The sequence below is a fragment of the Cyanobacterium sp. Dongsha4 genome (assembly GCF_036345015.1).
Classification (GTDB): Bacteria; Cyanobacteriota; Cyanobacteriia; order Cyanobacteriales; family Cyanobacteriaceae; genus PCC-10605.
The window spans coordinates 3164499-3188402 of sequence record NZ_CP084098.1 but is presented as its reverse complement, the minus strand read 5'-3'; the positions used below and the strand labels follow the sequence as shown (position 1 = coordinate 3188402).

The window sequence follows — 23904 nt, the reverse complement described above, 5'->3', positions numbered from 1 at the left end:
TCTAGGCTGTCATGCCCACTAATACTTTTCTGTCTCCAACACAAAAAATTCCGCCGTGAGCAGTCAACATTTTACCTAAATAATATAACCCAGTTTTCGCACGGTATGTCGTATTAACAATAGATTTCAAGAGTTTAAATTCAGAATTCAGAATGTTTATTATATTACTATTTAGTATTGCTCGTATTTTTCTTTCGTCATCATTTTATTTATCGATGGGAGTGGGAATAATTTGTTTTCCCCTTTTTACCCTAATTTTACGTAGATTTTTTCGTGTCGATAATTGAGGGGAATAGATAAATAATCCCGATAAACCGCCACTAATCAGTGGAAAAATGGGATTAAACATAGCATTTAACAAACAGTCGAACACAAATAAGGTTAAACATACCCCCAAAACTATAGCAGATGAAACTTTTGGACTTAACCATGTATTGACAGGATAACGAATAATCAAATAAACAACGGGTAACAATAATGACATTGTGAGGGTAATTAGCCCAAATAACCCATTAATACCAAAAACAATAATCCATAAGCTATCTGTCACCGATATATTCTCTATTTCTCCGGCCCAATTTTCTGCATAAACACGGTTTCTGCCCCATCCTCCCCAACCAAATAATATTCTTTCTCTTGCTTTTTCTCCCAACAATTCTTCATTATCGAAACGAAATTCTAAGGATTGAATTCTATCTTCAGGGAAAAATTGATGTAAAAAATCGATAATATTTTCTGTGTGTAAATTGCCAGTGGATGCGAGAAGTAAATACGCCGTAATTCCTAACAAGACAAAAATTAAAGGTAAACTAAGACGAAACCATTTAGCGGAAAATAAAATGATCAACCCTATAGCCATTAAAACATAAGCACCGGTTGACTTATTCAGAATAACAGTTACGAATAGAATAACGACTACCCACTGAATTGGGATACGCCAAATTTTAGTAACAACTCTACCCTGCCATAACCAAATTGCCACAAGAGCGGTCATCATCATGAATAAACCTACCATTAAACCGTGTTGCATAAAAACTTGAGGTCTCCACCCCCCGAATCTCATGGTTTGAGCAAAAGAATGGGGAAAATAACCATAAACTTTACTATGTAATTGAGGACTAAAGCGACTCTCATAAAGACATAAAGGTGCATACACTAATCCGGCTTTAACAATACTGATTGCCAATTCTTTTAACACTGATAAATTATTCAGATATAATCGCCCCAAAAAATAAGGCATTCCCCATTGTACCGTTTGAGTGATGGATGAATTAATGCCATCATATAAACCTAAACTATTAGTCAAAGAAGAAAATAAAGGAGCGATACCGAATAAAATCATGGGATAGTCAATCCATTTGAGTTCAAATCGTTTAAATACTTCTGAATCATAAATCATGATACCGATAAAGATACCATAGCAAGTAGCAACCATGCCTTCATAGTCTGGAATGAGAGGTAAAGCAAAACCTGCCTTTTGGGGCAAAAATAATAATCCTCCCAAAAAACTCACAATTACAGCCTTTCTCGGAGGAAACTTATTGAATAAATATAAAACTATTGGTAGCCATAGAATCATCGCTAATTGGGCTTGAGGACTCATAATATTAAAAAAAACATTCAGTATATGGAAAAATTCTGAAAAAGGTGCGATCGAGTAAAACTTTAGTCATAATTCCATCTTTCTAAAACCTTCATTTGTTCCGCTTTTTTGTCCATATCCATATTGGTTGCATCAAATCCCTCAAAAGGGAGAGATTGCAAACTAGATACGTCTTAGTTTACTTTGTTAACTTTCATGTAATCTAGTGCCATTGTCAAGGATTTAATATCTATAGTTGTAGGGGACATTGCAAAAGCCCTCGCTTTGTGATTAAAGTCTAACTCTTTAATTACATTTTCTGTGATTTGCCCTGTAACTCCGCACCAACTTCCTCCCACAGCATAAGTCATTTGCCTAAAAGCATGAGTCACATAACCAGGGTGAAACAGTTCGATTAATTTTAATCTCTTTTGATTGAAGACAAGACTGCCTAAAGCCGCACCATGTATAGCAACCATCATTTCCGCATTCCTAGTAATTGACCATTGTAGAGGGATAGGTATATCTTCGTAGTAAAATTTTTTAAAACCATAATCTTGTAAAAGATCTTCTATATCTGATTCATTGGTTAAACCTCTGTTTCCCTTGCGAGAAATAAAAACCCTTTTCGGAGTATCCGCAATATATCCCTCAAAAGATAATTTCCCAAAAAGTTCGGGATACCATATCTCATATTGTCCAAATCGTCCTGTGGGAGCGGTAATAACTTTACCTTTAACATTTTTGTCTGTACACAGAACAGGAAACCCAAGGAGTTGATAAGCTGTTTTTGCCATTTCACACGCATTAGCTTTTAAAACCACTGTAATTTCTGGAATCTTTGGGGGAAAATGTTTGGAAGCCAATAAACCAGGAGCGATATTTTTGAGTATATGAGCAATATTTTTATCAGTCTCATAGCGAGTATCAAGAAAATATTTATCACCTAATTCTATGGGGGCGGATATTTTTGCATAAATTTTTTTTAGAATATTTCCTGTTTTTGATGTATTACTAATGCCTTCTTCTGTCACAATTTCGATCGCAGGACGATAAATTTCATAAGACGGTATATTGATTTCTAATATATCAGCTTTCCAAGCGGCGGCTAATCTCGTGGGATAGGAAAAAATCTTAAGATTATCTATCTTATTAACACCTTCTGGAACCATCTTGATTTGTTTGTCCATGGATTTTTTTAACTTTCCTTTAATTTATTATTTTTCTAGTAGAAATATAATTTTAGTTAATGAAAAATCAATTACTAGGTAGAGTTAAATTTAAACCTAAATAATATCTGATAAAAAGAATTATACTAATCAAGAAAATCAAAAACAACGTTGCCCAAAAATCTTGTTTAATTGTTAACAATTCTTCTTTCCACAAGCCATATTGAACAGCTATATAGAAAGGAATATCATTAAAGGCAATTACTAAAATTGCACCGAATATTCCCATAATATTCGTAACAAAGGGTAACATGACCACCATATAAATAAATTTTAATAAATAGCCATAAGCACCATACATTGGTTTACCGATTCCTAATTGCACACTTCTCATGGTGACGGCTAATAAATTGGGCCAAATACCTACTGCTAAAATTTGTAGCATCCAAGCTGCGTCTTTATATCGCTCATCATACAAATTTAAAACCAATAAATCTCCAGAACAGGTTAATAACACCACCAAAGTAATACCTAGAATCAGTATAAGTTTTCTTTTCTCAATAATTTTTTGTCTTAATTCTTGTCTTGATAAATCCTTCAATTGAGAAACCACAGGAAATACCACAGAACCGTTGATTCTATTGATAACTCCGATAGGAATATCTGCGAAAGTAAAAGCGATAGTATAAATACCTAGTATTTCTATGGGAAATAGTCGTCCTAAGATGAGGCGATCGCTCTGCATAGCAAAAAAAGTAATAGCAGTGGAAATAAAAATCCATTTGCCAAAAGAAAATAACTCTTTTAAAGATTCTTGATCCCAAGTGAATCTATTTTTGACTTCGGGTATTAATTTATGACTAATAATAGTTCTAACTATTTGGGAAATAATCGAAGCAATAACTAAAGACCAAATACTACGATAAAACCAAACTAGGAGTACCATGATAGTCAGAGAAATAAGTTGTACTACTAGCTCAAATGAAGTGCTAATAGAGACTTTAACTCTTTTGCTAAGTAAAGGTAGAGAAGTTGATTGAAAGCCACTGACGATAGAATTTAACCCCAAAATAGGAATAAGCCATTTTAGTTCAGGATTTTCATAAAAAATAGAAACTGGATAGGCAATAGCAATACAAGCAATCCAAATTCCAAAACCTCTAATAACTTGTAATGTCCATGCCGTGTTATAAAATTCTGGTTCTTCTCCTTTTCGATTTTGAATAATACTGGGATTTATACCGACATCGGAAAATAAGTTTAAACCTATAATAAAGGTGTTAACTAAAGCCATTAAGCCAAATACTTCAGGCACAAGTAGGCGAGTCAAGATTAAATTGCTTCCTAAACGTAATATTTGACTACTGCCATAACCGATAAAAGTCCAAAGAGCTCCACGAATAGCTAGTTTTTTCAGGGATGACATTCGATTTCTTTTATTTTGATTTTTTGTTTATATCGTTACTTATTCTTGTTTTAAAAGGATTATTAAATTTTCACATAAGTTAAGTATAAATACGAGGGGAAATAATTTTTCCAATATTAGTAATAAAAGTTATGGCTATTTAAGACAAAATTGTACTTAGTTAATTAATTGACTGTTACTGTCTCAAATCTTTGCATCACAAAGGTTTTTATCAGTGGAAATATGATAATTAAATATTATAGGTAATAATTTTTTGACTCTTCGGCATTGAGGAGAAAAAAGGTGTAAATATTATCTCACAATGGTTTCAAAGGATATACTGAGATTTTTACCTAGATAAAAATTGCTATTTATTGGGTTCAATAGGTAGAAAAGTTAGAGAATTTATCGGATGTTTTTCTTAAAGAAATGATAAAGAATATAAGTATCGAAAAACAAAAACTTAATTGCTAAACACTCTGAAAATTTATCAGCATTAAGCTCTTATTCTTTTTATATTAAAACTTTTGCTTGTTATTAGACAATGCAGAAACGCAATTTTATTGTTTATTTTTTACTTTTTATTCTTTTTTTATTTTCTTTAGTTTATTCAGGAGTTCCCACCATGTTATCTACTAATATCGTTCAAGATTCTCTTTTTAATTCTCCTCAAGATACATTTAATAGAAACTGGGGTACAACTTATTGGTCTGATGCGGATAAAGGTTGGTTAAGACCTAATCAACATAAATGGATCAAAGACAGTGCAAAAGAATATGCTTATGCTGATAATAGTGGTGGTGGTGGTTTAACTCAAGTTATTAAAAATGATTTTGTGAGTACTGGGTTGCAAACTATCAGCTTTGATGCCACGAATTTGGGTTCAACAAATACTCTAAGATTACAAGTCTATGGGATTAACGGACAATTTCAATTAAGTAATTGGAGTGCAAAAGATCCAGTTAGTGTTAATAGTGATTCTATTGAATATAAAACTTTGTTAGATACTGATAATGTTGCCACCGAAGAATTTGACTGGAAAACTTTTAGCCAAGATGTGGATTTTGGTGCTGGTTATGAGTATGTCGTTATTCGTTTTTTAACTGACGGTGTTGAAAGTGATGAGTTTATGGCGATCGACAATGTCAGTATTACTGAGAAGCAAGAGATTCATATTACATCAGTGATGGATTCAGAATTTGATTTATCCGTCAATGATTTTAATAGAAACACCAGCACAACTTATGCTTCTAATGCCAATCAAGGTTGGTTTGTTCCTGGTGGAAATAAATGGAATAGAGATACTGTAAATAAATATGCTTATGCCGATAATACTGGTGCTGGAGGCTTAACTCAAGTTTTAAAAAATGACTATGGAACTCAAGGTTTACAATTTATTAGTTTTGATGGTATTAATCGCGGAGTGGGCAATACTTTAAGATTACAGGTTTATGGAGTTAATGGTGATTTCGCATTTTCTAATTGGAAGACTACTGACCCTGTTAGTAATTCTCTTGAACCGATCGCAGTTCAAGTATTACTAGATACAGATAATATTGCTACAGAAGAGTTTAACTGGACAAACTTTACTAATCAAGTTGATTTCGGTTTTGGTTATGAATACATTGCCGTTAGATTTACCACCAATGGTATTGAAACGAATGAATTTATGGCGATCGACAATTTTATCATCACTAATCATTTAGCCGCTATTCCAGTTAATGAAAATAATAACTTTCCTGAAGCTAATAACGATATAGCATTCACCACTAGAAATAATGCCCTCAAAATAGATGTTTTAAGCAATGATTCCGATCCAGAAGGAGATGTATTTAATATTGACAGTTTTACTCAACCAGTTAACGGAAGTATCGCCTTAAATCAAGATGGAAGTTTTACTTACACACCTGCAAATAATCTTACGGGACAAGATAGCTTTACTTATACAATAGTTGATGAACATGGTGCGAAAGATACCGCTACAGTTGATATCACAGTAAAAACTCCCTTTTTTGAAATAGGTAGTAATTTGAATGGAATTAGTGATTGGTCTCCTCAATTACCTTTTATTGATACTTTTAACTCTTCTCGTAATTGGGTAACACAAACTAATAAAATTTGGGATACAAAAGAAGGTCATTTATTGGATTTAGATGAAAATGGTTGGGTGAAATCTCTTCCTACTTCTGGTACAAACTTTACCAAAGTTGGTACTCTTTTATTTAGAAGTATTAAAGGTCAATATCCAGGCGGAGAATATGTTGTTACTTATGATGGTGAGGGAACGATTGAATATGGGTTGGATGCTAAATTAGTGTCTTCAACTCAAGGTAGAGACATTATTCAGGTAACTCCATCTAATCTTGGTATATATGTAGGAATAACCACAACAGATCCTAATCAAACAGGGAACTATATCAGAAATATAAGTGTTGTTCCGATAGAAGCCGAAAATACCTATCAACAAGAAATCTTTAATCCTGATTTTCTTAACCATATTGATGACTTTCAAACTCTCCGTTTTATGGATTGGATGAGAACTAATAATTCTCAACAAAGTGAATGGAGCGATCGCCCCCAATTGAATGATAATACTTGGGCAAAAGATGGTGGCGCGCCTGTAGAGATTATGGTTGATTTAGCAAACCGTTTAGACTCCGATCCTTGGTTTACAATGCCTCATCAAGCAACAGATGAATATATTAGAAATTTTGCTCAATATGTAAAAGACAATCTTGAACCCGAAAGACAAATTTACATTGAATATAGTAATGAAGTCTGGAATTGGCAATTTGAACAAGCTAAGTGGGTTGATCAACAGGCAAAAGCCGAAGGCTTAAATAATTGGATGGATTGGTATAGCAAACGCACAACGGAAATGACTCGCATTTGGGACGAGGTTTTTGGAGACGATAAAGAAAGAGTTATTGGTGTTATGGGAGCTCAAGGAGGAAATAGTTGGATTGGTCAACGTGCCTTAAGTTACAATTGGACAGATACTCCTTTATCCCATCAAGAGTATGGCATTGACGTAGTTGCGATCGCACCTTATTTTGGAAATTATATCGGTGATAGTGGTAATAAAGACACGTTATTATCTTGGACAAAAGAAGCAGATGGTGGTTTAAATAAACTATTTGATGAAATTAAAAATGGTGGTTTATTAAGTAATAGTCCTAGCGGTGGTGCATTAGCACAATCCTATCAAAATATGAGCAGTTACCTTCAATTGGCAAAAGAAGAAGGACTTTCCTTAGTGGCTTATGAAGGAGGACAACATTTAGTGGATAAAACAGCAACACCTGAAATAGTTGACTTATTTGCTAAAGCTAACCGTGACCCTCGTATGGGTGAAATCTATAAAGAATACTTACAAACATGGTTTAATATGGGCGGCGGCGAATTTGTTAACTTTAGTGATGTTGGTACTTATAGCAAATCTGGATATTGGGGATTAACAGAAGGTCTAAATCAAAGTTCACCCAAGTATGACGCAATTATGACTTTAATTAATACTCCTACAAATTAAAAAAATTATTTTTATTATCTGAGTATTTTATTATATTTTCCCTAAGAGGTCTATTTTATAGATCTCTCTATTTTTTATTTGTCCTTAAAAATATTCAAGTGAACCAAAGAAGCCCTGCCTTCAATTAGAATGGATTTTATCTCAATCTGCTTAACCAAAACTCAGGTTAGTTAAGTTAGGATGTTGAGGAATTTTAGCCTTTCAAAAACTCTTTTTCCTCATCCATCCCCATACTAAAGACTTCTTAAGCCACCACTTCAAACACTATGCCTTCCTCTACAAAAATGTCCGAGTAACTCTGAATAATATTTTGTCTTTCTTGCTCTCCCACAAAAATATAAGCACCAGGATTAACTAAACTTTGAAAGCGATATATTCCAGATCCTGTACTACTTCCAACAGAAGCGGCATAAAAAGCAATACCTTCTTCTATAAAGTTGGTATGATTCTCTCGAATACTCTTACTTTCCTCCTCACTAGCAAATAGATAAGCCCCCGGTATATCCTTATTTTGAAAGCGATTGATTCTGATTAAACTATCTCCTTGGTGAGTTACTTTAAAAGCTAATCCTTCTTCTGTGAAGTTGGTATGATTTTCTCGAATGCTTTGGCTTTCTTCTTCTCCTGCAAATAGATAAGCCCCCGACACATCCTTGTTTTGAAAACGATAGATAGGAGTATCAAGCACCTTAAAAGTAATATCGGTATTGTTTTCTTCCTGATTGACAAGAAATAGGGTATCACCAAAATCACCTTCAAGGGTCATACTAGAATCTATATTGTTATCACCATCAGCATCAATGTCTAAAACAGTAGAATCAAAAGCAAAAGATAGTTTTATTTGTTCAGCACTTAAAAGAATATTTTGAATAGTTATTTGATCATTTTCTCCGAATCCATCGATAATATCTTCATTTAATTGAGGTAGTATCCCCTGAATAATATTTGCACCACCTGAAATCAAATCGAAAAAGTCTGGGGCAATACCTGACTCAAAGGTATGATTTTGATTACCTGCAATGAATACTGTTGAGGTATCGGGCTGAGGTGAAGTGATAATAACATCTTCTGGAAAAATGTTGTCAGCAGAAGAAGAAACATCAACTATTACTTGTTCATTGGTGTAATTGTTAAGATTATTGGTCAAAATTTGGTCAAACAAAGAATTGTCAAAAATAAAATTCTCCGTGGTTAAGTTTTCTTCTCTAATGTTTTGCAAAAGAATAATATCTCGTTCAAATAAAGAAATAATAAAATCATTTCCCTCTTGTCTGAATTCAAAACTATTTAACCCCACAGGAAAAGGAAAATCCACAAATGCGATCGCATCTTCTTCTGGATTGAAATCAGTGATTGTATTAACAATTCCATCCTGAAAACTTTTACCATACTCTTCGATAACATCAAAATTGAGACTACCACCACCAGTAACCACATTTTCAACGATATTTAAAACTAAATCCCCATCACTGTCATCATAAAACCAAAATTCATCATTACCTGTACCACCAGATAAGATATTACCTCCAGAAGATATACTGGCATAGATTTGATCATTTCTCCCAAGAGCAAAAACCTGTTGATTACCATCGACAATAATCCTATCATCATCATCAGTCCCTACAATAATATTCGTATCTGTGGAAGATAAAAATTCTTCTTCCTCTTGAATCTTAATTAACTTTCTCTTGCTGATTAACTCCTCACTACTTAGTCTGATATTTAGAGTCTCATCATCAAAACCATTATTATCAGTATCAGTTAAGTTTTCTTCTTCGTCTAAAATACTAAAAGTATTGAGAATATTATCCCCGTCAGAAATTTTTTCAAACAAAGAATTATCAAAGACAAAATGCTCAGAAGTTACATTTTCCGTGGGGGTATTTTGTAAAAGAATAATATCTCTCTCAAATAAAGAAATAATCGAATCATTACCCTGTTTTCTCCAGCTAACATTATTTATTCCCACAGGAATGAGAAAATCAGTAAAACCAATTAAATCCTCTTCAAGATTAAAATCGACAACCACATTTAATGTTGCCTCGCCAAAAGTGTTGATATATTGTTGGTAAACATTTTCTTGCCATACCTCCCAATCAATTTGATCAACATCTCCTAGTAAATTTTTGACAGTATTGATTACTTCTCCTCCATGCTCATCATAAAACCAAAATGCGTCTTCTCCCATTCCTCCGGATAAAGTATTGCTTCCTCTGGCCACACCTGCATAAATTTCATCATTTCCTGCACCTGCTAAAACCCCTTGTTGAGTATCCACTATAATTGTGTCATTCCCCGCTAAAGTAATTATCTCAGTGGGATTAGAATTTTCAATTTGTACAAAATCATGATCTTCTGTCAGAGTAAAAGAACTTCCTAAGTTCAACGGTTCTGAAGGTTGTCTTGAGGTTTCAGAATTATCGGGGCTATTGAGATTTGGTAAGAAAGAAATACCGACAAACTCGCCAGTAGTGGGCAAAATCTGATTTTCATCTCTGACAATTCTTTCCATGTCACGATTTGTAAAACCCTGTAAAAGCACTCTCGGTTGTGGTATCTTTCCTTGAGCATCGCTGAATACAAGACCTTGATAAATTTTATTCCCTATAATCTGACTTTTGTATTCTATTGTATATCTTAGTTTTCCACCGCCATTGTCTAAATATAAGACATCCAAACCGGGATCAAAATCTGGGATTACCGTCATTTTATCGAGGATACTCGGTTCATCTGGTCGTTTTCCTGTGTATTTGTCAATAAATTTCCATAGCTCTACCCCATAAACTCCCATATCAAGGACTAATCCGGGTATCTTTCCTATAGGTACTGTCTGTTGCGAAATATCGACGATTGTAACTAGGATTTTCAACCCTTTTAAAACTAGGTTTAGAGAATCCGCAATCATGGCTTGATTAATCTGCTCTTGTCGAGACAATTCTACTGTAGTAATGACAAATACATCTGGTTCTGGTATTTTCGATTCTTTGGAGTTACCGTAAATCAACTGCACTTTGTCTTGAGTGTTGGCAGACGTAGGTAATCCTGCCATAATAATATCCATTCCTTCTCCTGCCTCAATGGTGTCAAATCCTCTTCCACCATCTATTACTTCACCGATAGTAGGTACAAAATTGTTGGCATTTTCTAAACTTTTGATAAAGTCTTTTAAGTTTTTAAGCTCTTGTTCCAGAAATGGGGGCAGTAGGAGATTTTCTGCTGGAGTAGAATGATCACCTCCAATAATGCTATCATCTCCCTCACCACCAAATAAGATATTGATTCCTTGTTGGGTGGGATCTCCTGTCACCCTTAGTACATCGTTTCTTTTTCCCCCAAAGAGAATATCTGTACCTTCTCCCGATAAAAGAGTATCATTTCCCCAATTGCCATAAAGGACATCGTCTCCTAAACCTCCGTTAATATAATCATCTCCATATACATATATATCCTCTACATATGTTCCTATAGGCTTTATATAATCTCCATAAATAATATCGTTACCTTCTCCACCATCAATTACATCATCGTGTCCCATTCCTTCAATGGTGTCATTTCCAGCCCCACTATTAATTACATCCTTTGTCCTAATAAAATAATATTTCCATTGACTTACAGGCAGTCTGACATCTACTTGAATGAACTCATCTCCGTGAATTTTGTCATTTCCAATACCACCGTTGATAATATCCTGTCCGTTACCCCCCCAAATCTCGTTATTACCATTACCTCCATCAATCTTATCTCGATCGACTCCTCCTCTGATATAATCATCCCCATCTTCTCCATATAAAGAGTTATAGGGAGAATTGGTATAAGCAGTAATACGGCTTGTTCTGCCAAAAATGCTGTCGTTACCTGAACCGCCCCAAATTGTGTCAAGATCATCCCCACCATCAAGATAGTCATTACCTGAGCCACCATAAAGGGTATCATTACCTCTTTCTCCAATTAGGGCATCATCTCCTTCGTCACCTCTGATGTAGTCGGCTAGGTCATCTTTTCCACCCGGAACCCAATTGGCGTAACCCCCGTGAATAGTGTCATTTCCTTGACCTGCATATATATAATCTCGTCCTCCCTCACCCATGAGAAAGTCATCTCCGCCATAACCATGAATGATGTCTTGATCATTTGCCCCTGAGACGGTGTCATTATCTTCTCTGGCGTGTACAACATCAACCCCAGATTTTGCCCAAACTACATTAAAGTTAGTATTTCTAATGTCGATGCGATCGTGGCTTTCCGTGCCTTGATATAATTTGCCCATTTTGGAGTATTTTTTCCTTCACATAGGATATTGACCCTTAGATTATAGCCTGATGAAAGATTTTGCTTAACTTTTATTTCTGTTATGATAAATGGCGATTTTGGCTATTTTTTTACTATCTTTAGTCAGTCTTAAACCCTTCACAATTCTGTGAGGAAAAATATTATTTTTTAGGTCTTGAGTAATTTTTTTAGCATGACCAAAGGGGGCTATAAAGTAAAGAATATAAAGAATTTCTCCTGATTTTCTTTCTTCAATAGTCAAGTTAATATCATTTTTAATTAGTTGTTCTTCTACTTGATCATTAACAAAAGCCCAACAGACAAAACCAATAGGCTTATTTTCTTTTACGGTTCTATAAATTCTATATTGATTTAGATGTATTGATGGTAAAAGGTAGTTAATAATAAAACTAACGGGGTATTTTTTTGAATTGTCACAACTGCCCATTAAAAATACTATTTCTCCTAATATTTTTGCAATATTTTCATTAATAGCTATATCACATATACTCATATCTATTTTTATACTGTATTTTTGGTAAAATTAATATTTTTTATGTTTATTAGAAATCTAATTATACTTATTATTTTCTCCTCTATTTGTTCCTAATATAGTTTAAGAAAAAATTGTCTTTTGTTGATAATATTCAAAATATATTTATGTAACTAACTTAACATTTTTTAACAAAGATCTTGATTATCTTAGAATTAAAGAGCAAGAAAAGGTGAACAAAATGGCACAAATCAAGAGTGTTTCACAACAAAAATTGCAATCAATTCAGGGAGGAATGGCTTTATTTTATACTCCCCAGTCTAGCCATGAAACCATGTTAGTGCAAATTCCACCGCACACTATTGATGATTTATTTGTCCATCATTTTCAAACGGATCAATTATTAGTTGTAAAAGGTAATTTTGTTTTAGTAGTTTTACAAAATCGTCAATATCAATATTTACATTTAACAGAAAATAATCCCCAAGTAATTACAATTCCCCCGGGTATTCCTCATGGTGCAATCAATTTGAGTAATGATTCTTGTTTGTTAGTTAATGCTGTATTACGTCATGGAGAAACTCATGTCAAAGATTATCAACCGATAAAAAGACCTTTTGCTTATAATTTAGATTTAGTAAAAAAATTGACTAATCAGCAGTTAGTAATTAATAATTGACTAGCACTTATCCAGTTTGTTAATCCCCTGTTTCTTTTATGAGTCAATGCCTTTTAGACATTAACAATTTACGTATTGCCTATTCTACTATTCATGGAGCAGATGATAGTAACCCCCCTTGGGCAGTAGATGGTGTTTCTTTTCAACTGAATACAGGGGAAATAATGGCTTTGGTGGGGGAATCGGGTTGTGGTAAATCAACTTTGGGCAGAGCGATGATGCGTCTTTTACCTAATCAGACAAGGGTAGAGGGAGAGGCAAGGTTTCAAGGAGAGTCTATTTATGATTATACTGCTTCTGCTTTACGCAGATTTCGAGGGGAAGTTGTTGCTTTAGTTTTTCAAGACCCTATGACAAGGCTTGATCCTTTAATGACGATTGGAGATCATTGTATAGAAACTCTCAAGGCTCATCAACCCCATTTATCTTCATCTCAAGCAAAAGAAAAAGCCCTCACTGCTTTGGCTACGGTGAAAATATCCCCTGATAGATTTAATCAGTATCCTCATGAGTTTAGTGGCGGTATGAGACAAAGAGTTGCGATCGCACTTGCATTATTATTAGAACCTAAAGTAATTATCGCTGATGAGCCCACTACCAGTTTAGATGTTACTATTGCAGGAGAAATTCTGCGTGAATTAACTGCATTATGTAGAGAAAGAGATATGGGATTATTATTGATTTCCCATGATTTAGCTATGGTAGCAAAATATTGCGATCGCATCGGTGTTATGTATGGCGGGAAAATGGTGGAAATGGGAACAGTAAAAGATGTTATATATAGCCCTAAACATGAATATACTCAGTCATTGTTAAAAGCCGCTTTTCATCTTCATCACACAGGAAATGATAATAGAGAAGAAAAAAAAGAAGAAAATAAGCCTTTATTAGAATTAAAAAATCTGCAAAAATATTATACTATTTCCGTTAACTTTATCGAGCAATTATTAGGAAAAAAAAGTCAGTTTATTAAAGCCGTTGATGATCTCAATTTAAACATTTGGCAAGGGGAAATCCTTGGTTTAGTGGGAGAATCTGGTTGTGGGAAAAGTACCCTATCCCGCACTATTTTGCAATTAATTCGGGCAACCAATGGGCAGGTATTATGGCAAGGAAAAGACCTAACAACCCTTTCTAGGTCACAGTTACGGGGTTTAAGAAGGGAAATTCAAATGATTTTTCAAGACCCCCACGCCTGTTTAAATCCTATGATGACTATAGGGGAATCTATTATTGAACCTTTAATCATTCATCAACTAGGTAATAAATTAGAAAATCGTCAACGGGTTGAAAATATGCTACAAAGAGTAGGATTAGACCCCAAAGAATATTATAATCGTTACCCGAAAGAACTTTCAGGAGGTCAACAACAAAGAGTTGCCATTGCCCGTGCCTTAATTACACAACCGAAATTAGTGATTTGTGATGAGCCTGTCAGTATGTTAGATGCAACGGTACAAGCGCAGGTATTAGAATTGATGCTAGAACTAAAACAGGAATTTAAGCTAACTTATCTATTCATCACCCATGACTTATCGGTAGCTCGTTTTCTGTGCGATCGCATTGCCGTCATGAATGGTGGTAAAATAGTTGAACTAGATGTCACCGAGAAAATATTTAACAATCCTCAGCATCCTTATACAAAAACTCTACTTGCCGCCGCCCCTACCCTTTGAGTAATAATTAACCTAGTTTTGTATTCAATTTATCTGGCTAAGACAGGGAATAGGCAATAATGGGGGAGCGTTTGAGTTATTTTTAAGAACAATGAAAAGTAATCTACAATTAAAAGAATTATTAAAAAATTTAGATGGAAAAAGTTATCCAGCTTATAAAAGTATAAAAAGTGAGTATAAATTCGATAAATTTAACTTAATAATAGATCATGTTCAAGGAGATCCTTTTGCTTCTCCTAGTAAAGTTAGAATAAAAATAAATCAATCTATAGCTAAATTTCCTGAAAATTTATTTGATTCTTCTATTCGCAATATTGCCTTAACAGATTATATTCATCGTCAAATTAGTAATAGTCTTAAACAAATTAGTCAGAGGCGAGGTAGTGGCAAAAGTGGTTTGATTGCCATTGCTGATATTGCTCAAGAAGTGATACAACGCAGTAGTGTTTTACTGAATAAACAAGAGTTAGAAGTGCGTTTAGTGGTGGGGCTACCTGCTAACGGGAGAAGAATCTTAGGATTTCAAGCCATAGAATTACTTTGCGAAAATATCTCCGAAATAGTTAACCAATGCTTGTTATATGATGGACTTAATCATCAAGATATTAAATACCATGTAGAAACCGTTGAAGATGCTAATTATATTCGTCAAGAATTAGACAATCAAGATTTAGTGGCATTTGTGGCAAACGATGCTATTCTACCCCGTGATAGTGGTATTTCTCCTTTGCCCTTACAAGGAAAAGAAGCGATTAAATTTCAATCTCCTCCTTCTCTGGAAGTAGAATTTATCTGTCCAAATCGAGGTAAAGTAAAGGGAATGGGTATTAAAAAAGGAATCACTCTTATTGTTGGGGGCGGTTATCATGGTAAGTCAACTTTACTTCATGCCATCGAATTGGGGGTATATAATCATATTCCTGACGATGGTAGGGAATTAGTGATAACAAATTCAACAGGGGTAAAAATTCGAGCTGAAGATGGCCGTAGCATCACGGGAGTTGATATTTCTCCTTTTATTAATCATCTTCCTCAAGGTAAGTCAACGGTTAATTTTCATACTCCAAATGCCAGTGGTAGTACTTCTCAAAGTGCGAATATTATGGAAGCCTTGGAAGTGGGCAGTAAGTTATTGTTGATTGATGAGGATACTTCAGCGACTAATTTCATGATTCGAGATGGAAGGATGCAGAAGTTAATTGCCAAAGAAAAAGAACCAATTACTCCTTTAGTGGATAAAATTAAGGCATTGTATGAGGATTATGGTATCTCTACTATTTTGGTAATGGGGGGAAGTGGGGATTATTTTGAAGTAGCAAATACTGTCATTGCTATGGATAGTTTTCAACCTTTAAATGTGACAGATAAAGCGAAACAAATTGCCCTCGATTTTCCTCAATTTAGGGAGAGGAGCGATAGTATCAAATTCGGTAAGATTACTCCCCGTTTTATTAATCCTGAAAGTATTTCTGCAAAAAGAGGTAAGCGAGATGTCAAAATCCAAGTTAGAGATTTAGATACAATCCAATTTGGGACAGAAAATATAGATTTAGCCTCTGTTTCTCAGTTAGTGGAAAATGGTCAACTAAGAGCGATCGCATTTTCTATATTATATATGCAGAAAAAATATTTAAGACAAAAACAATCCCTTTCCGAAGCTATCAATTTATTGATGAAAGATTTAGAGACTAAAGGATTAGATATATTAACAGATTTTCCTCAAGGAGATTTAACTATGTTTCGTCATTTCGAGTTAGCTTGTGCTATTAATCGTTTGCGAAATTTGAAGACTATGCAGTGATATTAACACCTTTGCCCCTTCTTTAATTAAATTACTAAAAATTATAAACATCTTCAATAACCCTTACCCAACCTTGTGCTAAAGAAGCTAAGATGCGATCGCCTTTTTCCTTTGTAGCGGAGGTAGCATCCCCCATCACACCACTATCGCTTAACTCTTTTGTTAACCAAGCAAAGGGTAATTTTCCCTCCATTGATAGTAAACTGTTGGGTGCAAGATTACGGGGATATTCTTTTATCGCTAAATCCATTTTTACTTGTTGGGGCAGTAAAGCCAACATTAAACTGGTTTCGGCATCTCCCGCATGAATTCCCCACTCTTGTTCTTCTTCTGTTAGCAGTTCGTTTGTAATATTCGGAACTCTCCAAGTAAAAAAAGGAAAAACATCTAAATCGGGAAATTTTTGATGTAAATCACGGGCAACTATTTCCATAACTTGGGGTTGTCCACCGTGAGAATTCATTAAGATTAATTTTCTAAATCCAGCCTTGTAAATACTTTCTGCCATTTCTAGGATTAGAGAGTAAAGAGTTTGAGAACTAATAGTAATAGTTCCAGCAAATCCTTCATGTTCGTTAGATTTACCATAATAAAGGGTAGGTAAAGCAAAAGCAGGAATTTGATTAGATAGTAATGTCAACGCTTTCCCCAAAACTCCCTCACTAATTGCCGAATCTACCACTAAGGGTAAATGATAACCGTGTTGCTCGATCGCACCTATAGGTTGAATAATTACAGTGTTTTCCTTATTTGACATTATGTCAATTTCTTGCCACGTTAAATAGGCAAAAAAGCGATGGGGGGGGATAAAACCGTGAATCATTTTCTAAAAAAAATATTTTATTTTTCAGCTTTGTTATTAAGATAACATCACAGAATCACTTTTTTCGAGATAGAATAAAAACCTAAATAAGGATCATTAAAGGGATTAATTTCGGGACAAAAAAACAGTGGCATTATCAAACCAACTTATCGGAGAGGGTAGTAGATTACAAAGACACACTAGCGAAGTAGCTCAGGATGTACTACGCATGGGAGCTTTAGTCGAGGAGTCTTTTCGTTACAGTCATCAAGCCTTATTTGATGGAGACTTAGAGGCAGTTGTGTTAATCACAAACCAAGACATAGAAATTGACCGATACTATCGACATATAGAAATGAGGTGTGCAACAATTCTCACATTACAAGCACCAGTTGCTCAAGACTTAAGAATATTAAGTGCTTTTATGCAATTAGTCAGAGATTTAGAAAGAATTGGAGACTATGCCAAAGATTTAGGACAAATAGCCATAAAACTGGCTCTCTATCCGTCTCATTCCTGTATGCCCGAATTAGCCACTATGTCGAAACACGCTCAAATTATGTTAGCAAAAGCAATGGTTGCCCTAAGTGAGTTAGATTCTCAGGCAGGAGAAAAAATTAAACTCCTAGATGATACTGTCGATAATGCTTATGAGAGGCTCTATCACACTCTTGCACAACAAAAAGACATTAAGGGAGTGGTAGAACCCATTATCCTATTAGCTTTAGCAATTCGCCACATAGAAAGAATGGCAGATCATGCTACTAATATAGCTCAGAGAGTATCTTATATTGTCACGGGAGAAAGAAATTAAGGAAAAGTCATAATAACTTACAGAAAACTATTGTCTGTTGCTTATCTTAACCGACAAATTTATATTGAATTCAGCTAAATTAAACATTTGGGCTAAACAACTGAGGTTTATTTGACCCAAAGACCCGTAAATGATAATATAGCCTAGACATAAAACCTCGATCGCCCCTTGGAATATAGATAATTATGGGAAAAATTTGGGAGTTAGACTTTTATTCTCGTCCAATTATTGATGAAAACAACAAAAAACGTTGGGAAATTCTCATCTGCGAAAGTCCAACCACTATAGACACCGATACAAGTAAATTATTTCGCTATTCTCAATTTTGCACTAATACAGAAGTTAACTCCATTACTCTTCAAAATGCGATCGCAACTGCCATAGAAAAAGCAGGAGAAACTCCCAGTAAAATCCGCTTCTTTCGTCGTCAAATGAATAACATGATTCTGAAAGGGTGTGAAGATGCAGGAATTCCAGCCCTTGCTTCCCGTCACACTTATACTCTTAATCAATGGTTAGAACAGAGAATGACATCATTTTATCCCCTCCAAGAAGGCTATGACAAAAAAGCCACTATAGCCGCTTCTGTTCAATATCCCCAAACCAACCCAGTTAATCTTCCCGATGCTTTAAAAGGAGATAAAAAAGATAAATGGGCATTAGTTAGTTTGAATGGGAAAGATTTAGAAGAAATGCCCGAATGGGATATAGGTTTTAGAGAAGCGTTTCCCCTTGAAATAGCTAATATCTCACAAGATACCAAGATTCCGGGCTTAATCATCTTTTCCTCCCGTGCTTTACCTCTTGCAGGATGGATGTCAGGATTAGAATTAGGTTATTTAAGATTAGATAGAGGAAAATTCCCCAGTATTTGCTTAGAAACAGGGGTGAGTGATAGTTGGGTATTAGTTAACCTGACAGACAAAAACACTTTATCCGAGGCGGAAGGCTTTGAAAACGCAAAAAAACAAGCGAATGGAGTTCATTTTTTAGCCATTCAATCTTCTCCTGAGTCTCAATCCTTTGAGGCTTTCTGGTTACTCCTCGAACAATCGAATAACAATTAGTTTCTTATAAGGGTTGAATATACTTAACCCCAACACCCCAATCCTTCAAAATCTCTATCTCGCAAAACTCCTAACCAAAACTAACTTTGTTTTCTATTATGGCACAGTGCGATCGCCCATTCAATAGCAGAAAGCATACTTGAAGGATTAGCCACCCCTTGACCAGCAATATCAAAAGCAGTACCATGATCGGGGGAAGTTCTAACAAAAGGTAAGCCTACGGTAGTATTGACCGCTTGATCAAATGCCATAGCTTTTACGGGAATCAAACCTTGATCATGATATAGTGCAAGAAACGCATCAGGAGTATCTATATTACCATTTCTAAACCATGCCTGAGTTGGTTTAATCCACATAATATCAGGTGGAATCAAACCGATTAATTTAACTTGAGGGTATTTTTTCTGAGCATTGATTAACCAGTCTTGTAACCATTCTTTCTCCTCTGTACCTAATTTTCCATCCTCACCACTATGGGGGTTTAATCCTGCCACTGCTATGGTGCTTTTTTCAAGGTTAAAGTCTTGTTTTAAGTTTTCAATCAACAATTCTAGTTTAGAGTCTAAAATGGACGAATTAAGGTTATCTGAAACAGTTTTTAAGGGGATATGGGTAGTTGCCAAAATAGTACGTAAGACCCAATTAGTGTAAGGAGATAACCCAAGAAACATCATGGCAAATTTTTCCCGTCCGCTTTTTTGGGCTAAAACCTCTGTTTGTCCGGGGTAGTCATATCCTGCACTTTGCCAAAGAGATTTTGCAATGGGGGCGGTGACAATACCTTCAAACTGACCTTTTAAAGTAAGTGCGATCGCATTTTCTAAGTATAAAAAACTAGCTTTACCTGTCTCTTGATTTCCCTTGCCCCAAATAATATTTTCTGGGGTGTCCACTTCAATAATATTTAAACTATCTGGATGTATTAATTCTTGGGATGTAAAAGGTTGTAAATGATGATAAGTCTTTTCAAGATGCGATCGAGATCCAACAATCGTAATATTAGCACGATCATGTATAGAGGAGATGCTAAGGGCTTTTAAAATTATTTCCCCTCCTATACTAGCAGGATCACCCATAGTAATCACAAGGTTAACTTTTGAACCAGATTGGTTAATCATTGTCTTTGGTATTAATGATGAAAGGGTTAGGAGTTCGGGGTTCGGGGTTCGGAGAGTTCGCTACGCTCGTACACTCCTTTCAGTCGTGAACGGAGTTATTAACTATCAACTATTTACCTTTGCCTATTCCCTATTCCCGATTTAAACTAAAAATCATAACTTAATTCACCAACGCCACTAATTGCTAAATCAGATTAAACTTTTGTTGCTCGATTGCTACTGCCCATTTTTTCTCCTTCCCTTAAACTCTTACCACGCCAGAGCAATTTTAAGGGTGTACCGTGAAAGCCTAATTGTTGTCTAAATTGTTTTTCCATATAACGACGATAGCTATCATTAAAGCGTTTTGGATCATTCACAAATAAGGCAATAGTTGGGGGTTTGGATGTAACTTGAGTACCATAATAAATCTTACCCTGTTTACCTTGACGACTGGTAGGGGGTGAGTGCCAACGCACAGCATCTTCAATAACTTCATTAATTACAGAGGTACTGACTCGTTTTTGATGTCCTTCGGCGGCGATGTCAATTAATTCCAAAATTTTGTCAACTCTTTTGCCTGTCATCGCCGAGATAAAAACTCGATCTGCCCATTCCATAAAGTAGAGGCGATCGCCTATAATTTTCTGATATTCATAAATAGTATGGGTATCTTTTTCCACCGCATCCCATTTATTAACGACAATTACAGCCGCTTTACCCTCATCGATAATTCTTCCTGCTAACTTCAAATCCTGTTCAGTAACACCATCCAAAACATCGATTACAAATAACACCACATCAGCCCTTTTGATGGCTTTAAATGCCCGATTAATACTAAAAAATTCCGTACCATAATCAACATTTTTTTTCCTTCTGATACCCGCAGTATCAATTAAACGATAGGTTTTTCCATCTCGTTCTACTACCATATCAATGGCATCTCTGGTAGTACCAGAAATAGGACTAACGATCGCTCTTTTTTCTCCTGTCAAGGCATTTAAAAGACTTGATTTGCCGACATTAGGACGACCAACAATAGCAACCTTTGTTTCTTCTACCTCCTCCCACTCATCCATCGAAGGCACATATTCTGTTACCTTTTCTAATAAATCTCCTGTACCATTACCATGAATTGCCGAAATAGGGAAAGGTTCACCTAAGCCCAAATTCCAGAATTCTGCCGCTAGAGTTAACCCTTGAGTTTCTGACTCACATTTATTAACTGCCAACACAACGGGTACAGGTTGAGAGCGTAACCAAGAGGCAATTTCTTCATCTCCTGCGGTCAATCCTAATTTTCCATCCACCACAAATATAGCCACTACAGACTCACTTAAAGCCGCTTCTGCTTGTTCCCTAATCAAAGGCAAAAATTCTGTCTCGTCATCAAAAACTAATCCTCCCGTGTCCACCACCTGAAATTCTCGATCTTGCCAGAATGCTCGACGGTAGGTGCGATCGCGGGTTACACCGGGTTGATCAAAAACGATCGCATCTTGTTCACCGCATAAACGATTTACTAGGGCAGATTTACCGACATTGGGTCGTCCAATTATAGCAACGATGGGTAGCATGAGTTTGAGAATGAAGATTATACAGACCAAATCATCTATTATACCCTAAATTCTTTTTCATTTCAATCAATCGGAGTTCGGAAAGAGGTGTCAGGTGGCAGGTTTAGGGGAGTAATGAGTAATTATTAACTATTCACTATTCACCATTGCCTATTGCCTATTGCCTATTGCCTTGTTTTAATTACTAATTCCCAATTCCCAATCAATTCTTCCCTAAAAGAGATTTAAGTCCGTCACCGCACCGAGACTACTAGAAGAAACTAACTTAGCGTACTTCCCTAATACTCCTCTACTATAGTTAGGTTGACGAGGAGTCCAGTTTTGACGGCGTTTATTTAATTCCTCCTCAGAAATATTGATTTGCAACAGCTTATTATGAGCATCAATAGTAATGCTATCTCCTTCTTCCACTAGGGCAATATTGCCACCTACTGCCGCTTCTGGGGCAACGTGTCCCACTACCATACCATAAGTACCGCCTGAAAAGCGTCCGTCTGTAATTAAACCGACTTTATCTCCTAATCCAGCTCCAATAATTGCTGAGGTTGGTGCTAACATTTCTCTCATACCAGGTCCGCCGACAGGTCCTTCATAGCGTACAATAACCACATCTCCCGCTTGAATTTTTCCTGCCAAAATCGCATCTAAGCATTCTTCTTCAGATTCAAATACTCTTGCAGGTCCAGTGATTACAGGGTTTTTCACACCACTAATTTTAGCGACTGCTCCTTCTGTGGCTAAGTTACCTTTTAAGATGGCTAAATGTCCTTCTTGATATAAAGGATTGCCCCATTGACGAATTACGTCTTGGTTTTCGGGGGGATTGTCGGGAATGTCTGCTAATACTTCAGCAATAGTTTGTCCTGTGATAGTGAGGGCATCCCCATGAATTAAGCCATTGACTAATAATATTTTCATAACTTGAGGAATACCACCGGCTTTGTGTAAGTCAACGGTAACATAACGCCCTGATGGTTTTAAGTCACAAATTACAGGCACTTTTTGACGGATAGCTTCAAAGTCATCGAGGGTTAAAGGCACACCAATAGTGTTGGCAATAGCTAATAAGTGTAAAACAGAGTTGGTAGAGCCACCTACCGCCATGATAACTGCGATCGCATTTTCAAAGGCTTTACGGGTAAGAATATCACGGGGTAAAATTTGTTTGCGGATTGCCTCCACTAAAACTTCTGCGGATTTGCCTGTACTTTCTACTTTCTCTTGATCTTCGGCGGCCATAGTGGAAGAATAGGGTAAACTAATGCCCATCGCTTCAAAGGCAGAAGACATGGTGTTAGCTGTAAACATTCCCCCACAAGAACCTGCGCCCGGACAAGCCTTTTTCTCAATGGCAAGTAATTCCTCGTCGTCAATTTTTCCTGCACTATATTCCCCAACGGCTTCAAAGGCACTGACTACCGTTAAATCTTTACCGTTATGATGCCCCGGTTTGATTGTACCACCATAGACGAAAATCGAGGGAATATTCATCCGTGCGATCGCAATCATCGCTCCCGGCATATTTTTATCACAACCACCAATGGCAATTACCGCATCCATACTTTCGCCAGTACAAGCAGTTTCGATGGAATCAGCAATAACATCCCTAGAGACTAAAGAATATTTCATTCCTTCTGTACCCATAGAGATACCGTCACTGATGGTAATAGTACCAAACATTTGAGGCATTGCCCCTGCTTGACGTAAACTAGATTCTGCCTTTAATGCCAAGTCATTTAAACCCATATTACAGGGGGTGATGGTACTAAATCCATTGGCAATACCGACAATAGGCTTATTAAAATCATCATCTCCAAAACCCACCGCTCTTAACATGGCACGGTTAGGGGTTCTTTGTACTCCTTGAGTAATTGCTTTACTTTTTAAATTCTCGCTCATTTCGTTTTCAAATTGAATCATACTTTCTATTTTGTCATGAAAGTA

General features: G+C 35.8%; 16 protein-coding genes. 6 read left to right on the top strand and 10 right to left on the bottom strand.

Annotation, left to right across the window (positions count from 1 at the left end; all coding sequences use genetic code 11):
• Position 1: 1 nt before the first annotated feature.
• The 4 genes from Dongsha4_RS13655 to Dongsha4_RS13640 all read right to left on the bottom strand — a co-directional run bounded on the left by Dongsha4_RS13655 (position 2) and on the right by Dongsha4_RS13640 (position 4177).
• On the bottom strand, positions 2-130 hold the full coding sequence (locus Dongsha4_RS13655) for a hypothetical protein (RefSeq protein ID WP_330202903.1): 129 nt from the start codon (positions 128-130) through the stop codon (positions 2-4).
• Positions 131-205: 75 nt separating this feature from the next.
• Complete coding sequence (locus Dongsha4_RS13650) at positions 206-1603, bottom strand: O-antigen ligase domain-containing protein (RefSeq protein WP_330202902.1); 1398 nt, start codon at positions 1601-1603, stop codon at positions 206-208.
• Positions 1604-1776: 173 nt separating this feature from the next.
• Positions 1777-2772, bottom strand: a complete 996-nt coding sequence (locus tag Dongsha4_RS13645) for a glycosyltransferase family 61 protein (RefSeq protein ID WP_330202901.1) — start codon at positions 2770-2772, stop codon at positions 1777-1779.
• Between the two features lie 67 nt (positions 2773-2839).
• A complete protein-coding gene (locus Dongsha4_RS13640) occupies positions 2840-4177 on the bottom strand; it encodes an oligosaccharide flippase family protein (RefSeq protein ID WP_330202900.1) in 1338 nt (445 codons plus the stop codon).
• A gap of 604 nt (positions 4178-4781) precedes the next feature.
• Here Dongsha4_RS13640 and Dongsha4_RS13635 point away from each other — a divergent pair.
• Positions 4782-7685 (top strand): Ig-like domain-containing protein, encoded by a 2904-nt coding sequence (locus Dongsha4_RS13635; protein ID WP_330202899.1) that lies wholly within the window; start codon positions 4782-4784, stop codon positions 7683-7685.
• Between the two features lie 244 nt (positions 7686-7929).
• Here the strand turns inward: Dongsha4_RS13635 and Dongsha4_RS13630 are convergent, their stop codons facing one another.
• Together Dongsha4_RS13630 and Dongsha4_RS13625 are read right to left on the bottom strand one after the other, a co-directional pair.
• Entirely contained in the window at positions 7930-11952 is a 4023-nt protein-coding gene (locus Dongsha4_RS13630) for a calcium-binding protein (protein ID WP_330202898.1), read from the bottom strand.
• A 66-nt stretch (positions 11953-12018) separates the two neighbouring features.
• Positions 12019-12468, bottom strand: a complete 450-nt coding sequence (locus tag Dongsha4_RS13625; RefSeq protein ID WP_330202897.1) for a protein-lysine palmitoyltransferase — start codon at positions 12466-12468, stop codon at positions 12019-12021.
• A gap of 220 nt (positions 12469-12688) precedes the next feature.
• Here Dongsha4_RS13625 and Dongsha4_RS13620 point away from each other — a divergent pair, with 220 nt between their 5' ends.
• From Dongsha4_RS13620 to Dongsha4_RS13610, 3 genes are all read left to right on the top strand, one after another.
• A complete protein-coding gene (locus Dongsha4_RS13620) occupies positions 12689-13126 on the top strand; it encodes a cupin domain-containing protein (protein WP_015219341.1) in 438 nt (145 codons plus the stop codon).
• A gap of 38 nt (positions 13127-13164) precedes the next feature.
• On the top strand, positions 13165-14802 hold the full coding sequence (locus Dongsha4_RS13615) for an ABC transporter ATP-binding protein (protein WP_330202896.1): 1638 nt from the start codon (positions 13165-13167) through the stop codon (positions 14800-14802).
• Between the two features lie 91 nt (positions 14803-14893).
• The gene (locus Dongsha4_RS13610) at positions 14894-16603 is read left to right on the top strand and encodes an ABC-ATPase domain-containing protein (RefSeq protein WP_330202895.1); all 1710 of its coding nucleotides are present in this window, start codon (positions 14894-14896) and stop codon (positions 16601-16603) included.
• Positions 16604-16637: 34 nt separating this feature from the next.
• Here Dongsha4_RS13610 and Dongsha4_RS13605 read toward each other — a convergent pair whose 3' ends face one another.
• A complete protein-coding gene (locus Dongsha4_RS13605; protein ID WP_330202894.1) occupies positions 16638-17426 on the bottom strand; it encodes a creatininase family protein in 789 nt (262 codons plus the stop codon).
• Positions 17427-17574: 148 nt separating this feature from the next.
• On the opposite strand from Dongsha4_RS13605, the gene phoU reads away from it, so the two are divergent.
• Positions 17575-18219, top strand: coding sequence for a phosphate signaling complex protein PhoU (gene phoU / locus Dongsha4_RS13600; RefSeq protein WP_425590801.1), 645 nt, complete (start codon positions 17575-17577; stop codon positions 18217-18219).
• 185 nt (positions 18220-18404) lie between these two features.
• Positions 18405-19286, top strand: coding sequence for a Tab2/Atab2 family RNA-binding protein (locus Dongsha4_RS13595; RefSeq protein WP_330202892.1), 882 nt, complete (start codon positions 18405-18407; stop codon positions 19284-19286).
• Positions 19287-19366: 80 nt separating this feature from the next.
• On the opposite strand, the gene pdxA is transcribed toward Dongsha4_RS13595, so the two are convergent.
• From pdxA to ilvD, 3 genes are all read right to left on the bottom strand, one after another.
• Positions 19367-20404, bottom strand: a complete 1038-nt coding sequence (gene pdxA / locus Dongsha4_RS13590; protein ID WP_330202891.1) for a 4-hydroxythreonine-4-phosphate dehydrogenase PdxA — start codon at positions 20402-20404, stop codon at positions 19367-19369.
• A 194-nt stretch (positions 20405-20598) separates the two neighbouring features.
• The gene (gene der, locus Dongsha4_RS13585) at positions 20599-21960 is read right to left on the bottom strand and encodes a ribosome biogenesis GTPase Der (RefSeq protein ID WP_330202890.1); all 1362 of its coding nucleotides are present in this window, start codon (positions 21958-21960) and stop codon (positions 20599-20601) included.
• Positions 21961-22173: 213 nt separating this feature from the next.
• Positions 22174-23859, bottom strand: coding sequence for a dihydroxy-acid dehydratase (gene ilvD, locus Dongsha4_RS13580; RefSeq protein ID WP_330205442.1), 1686 nt, complete (start codon positions 23857-23859; stop codon positions 22174-22176).
• Between the last annotated feature and the right edge of the window lie 45 nt (positions 23860-23904).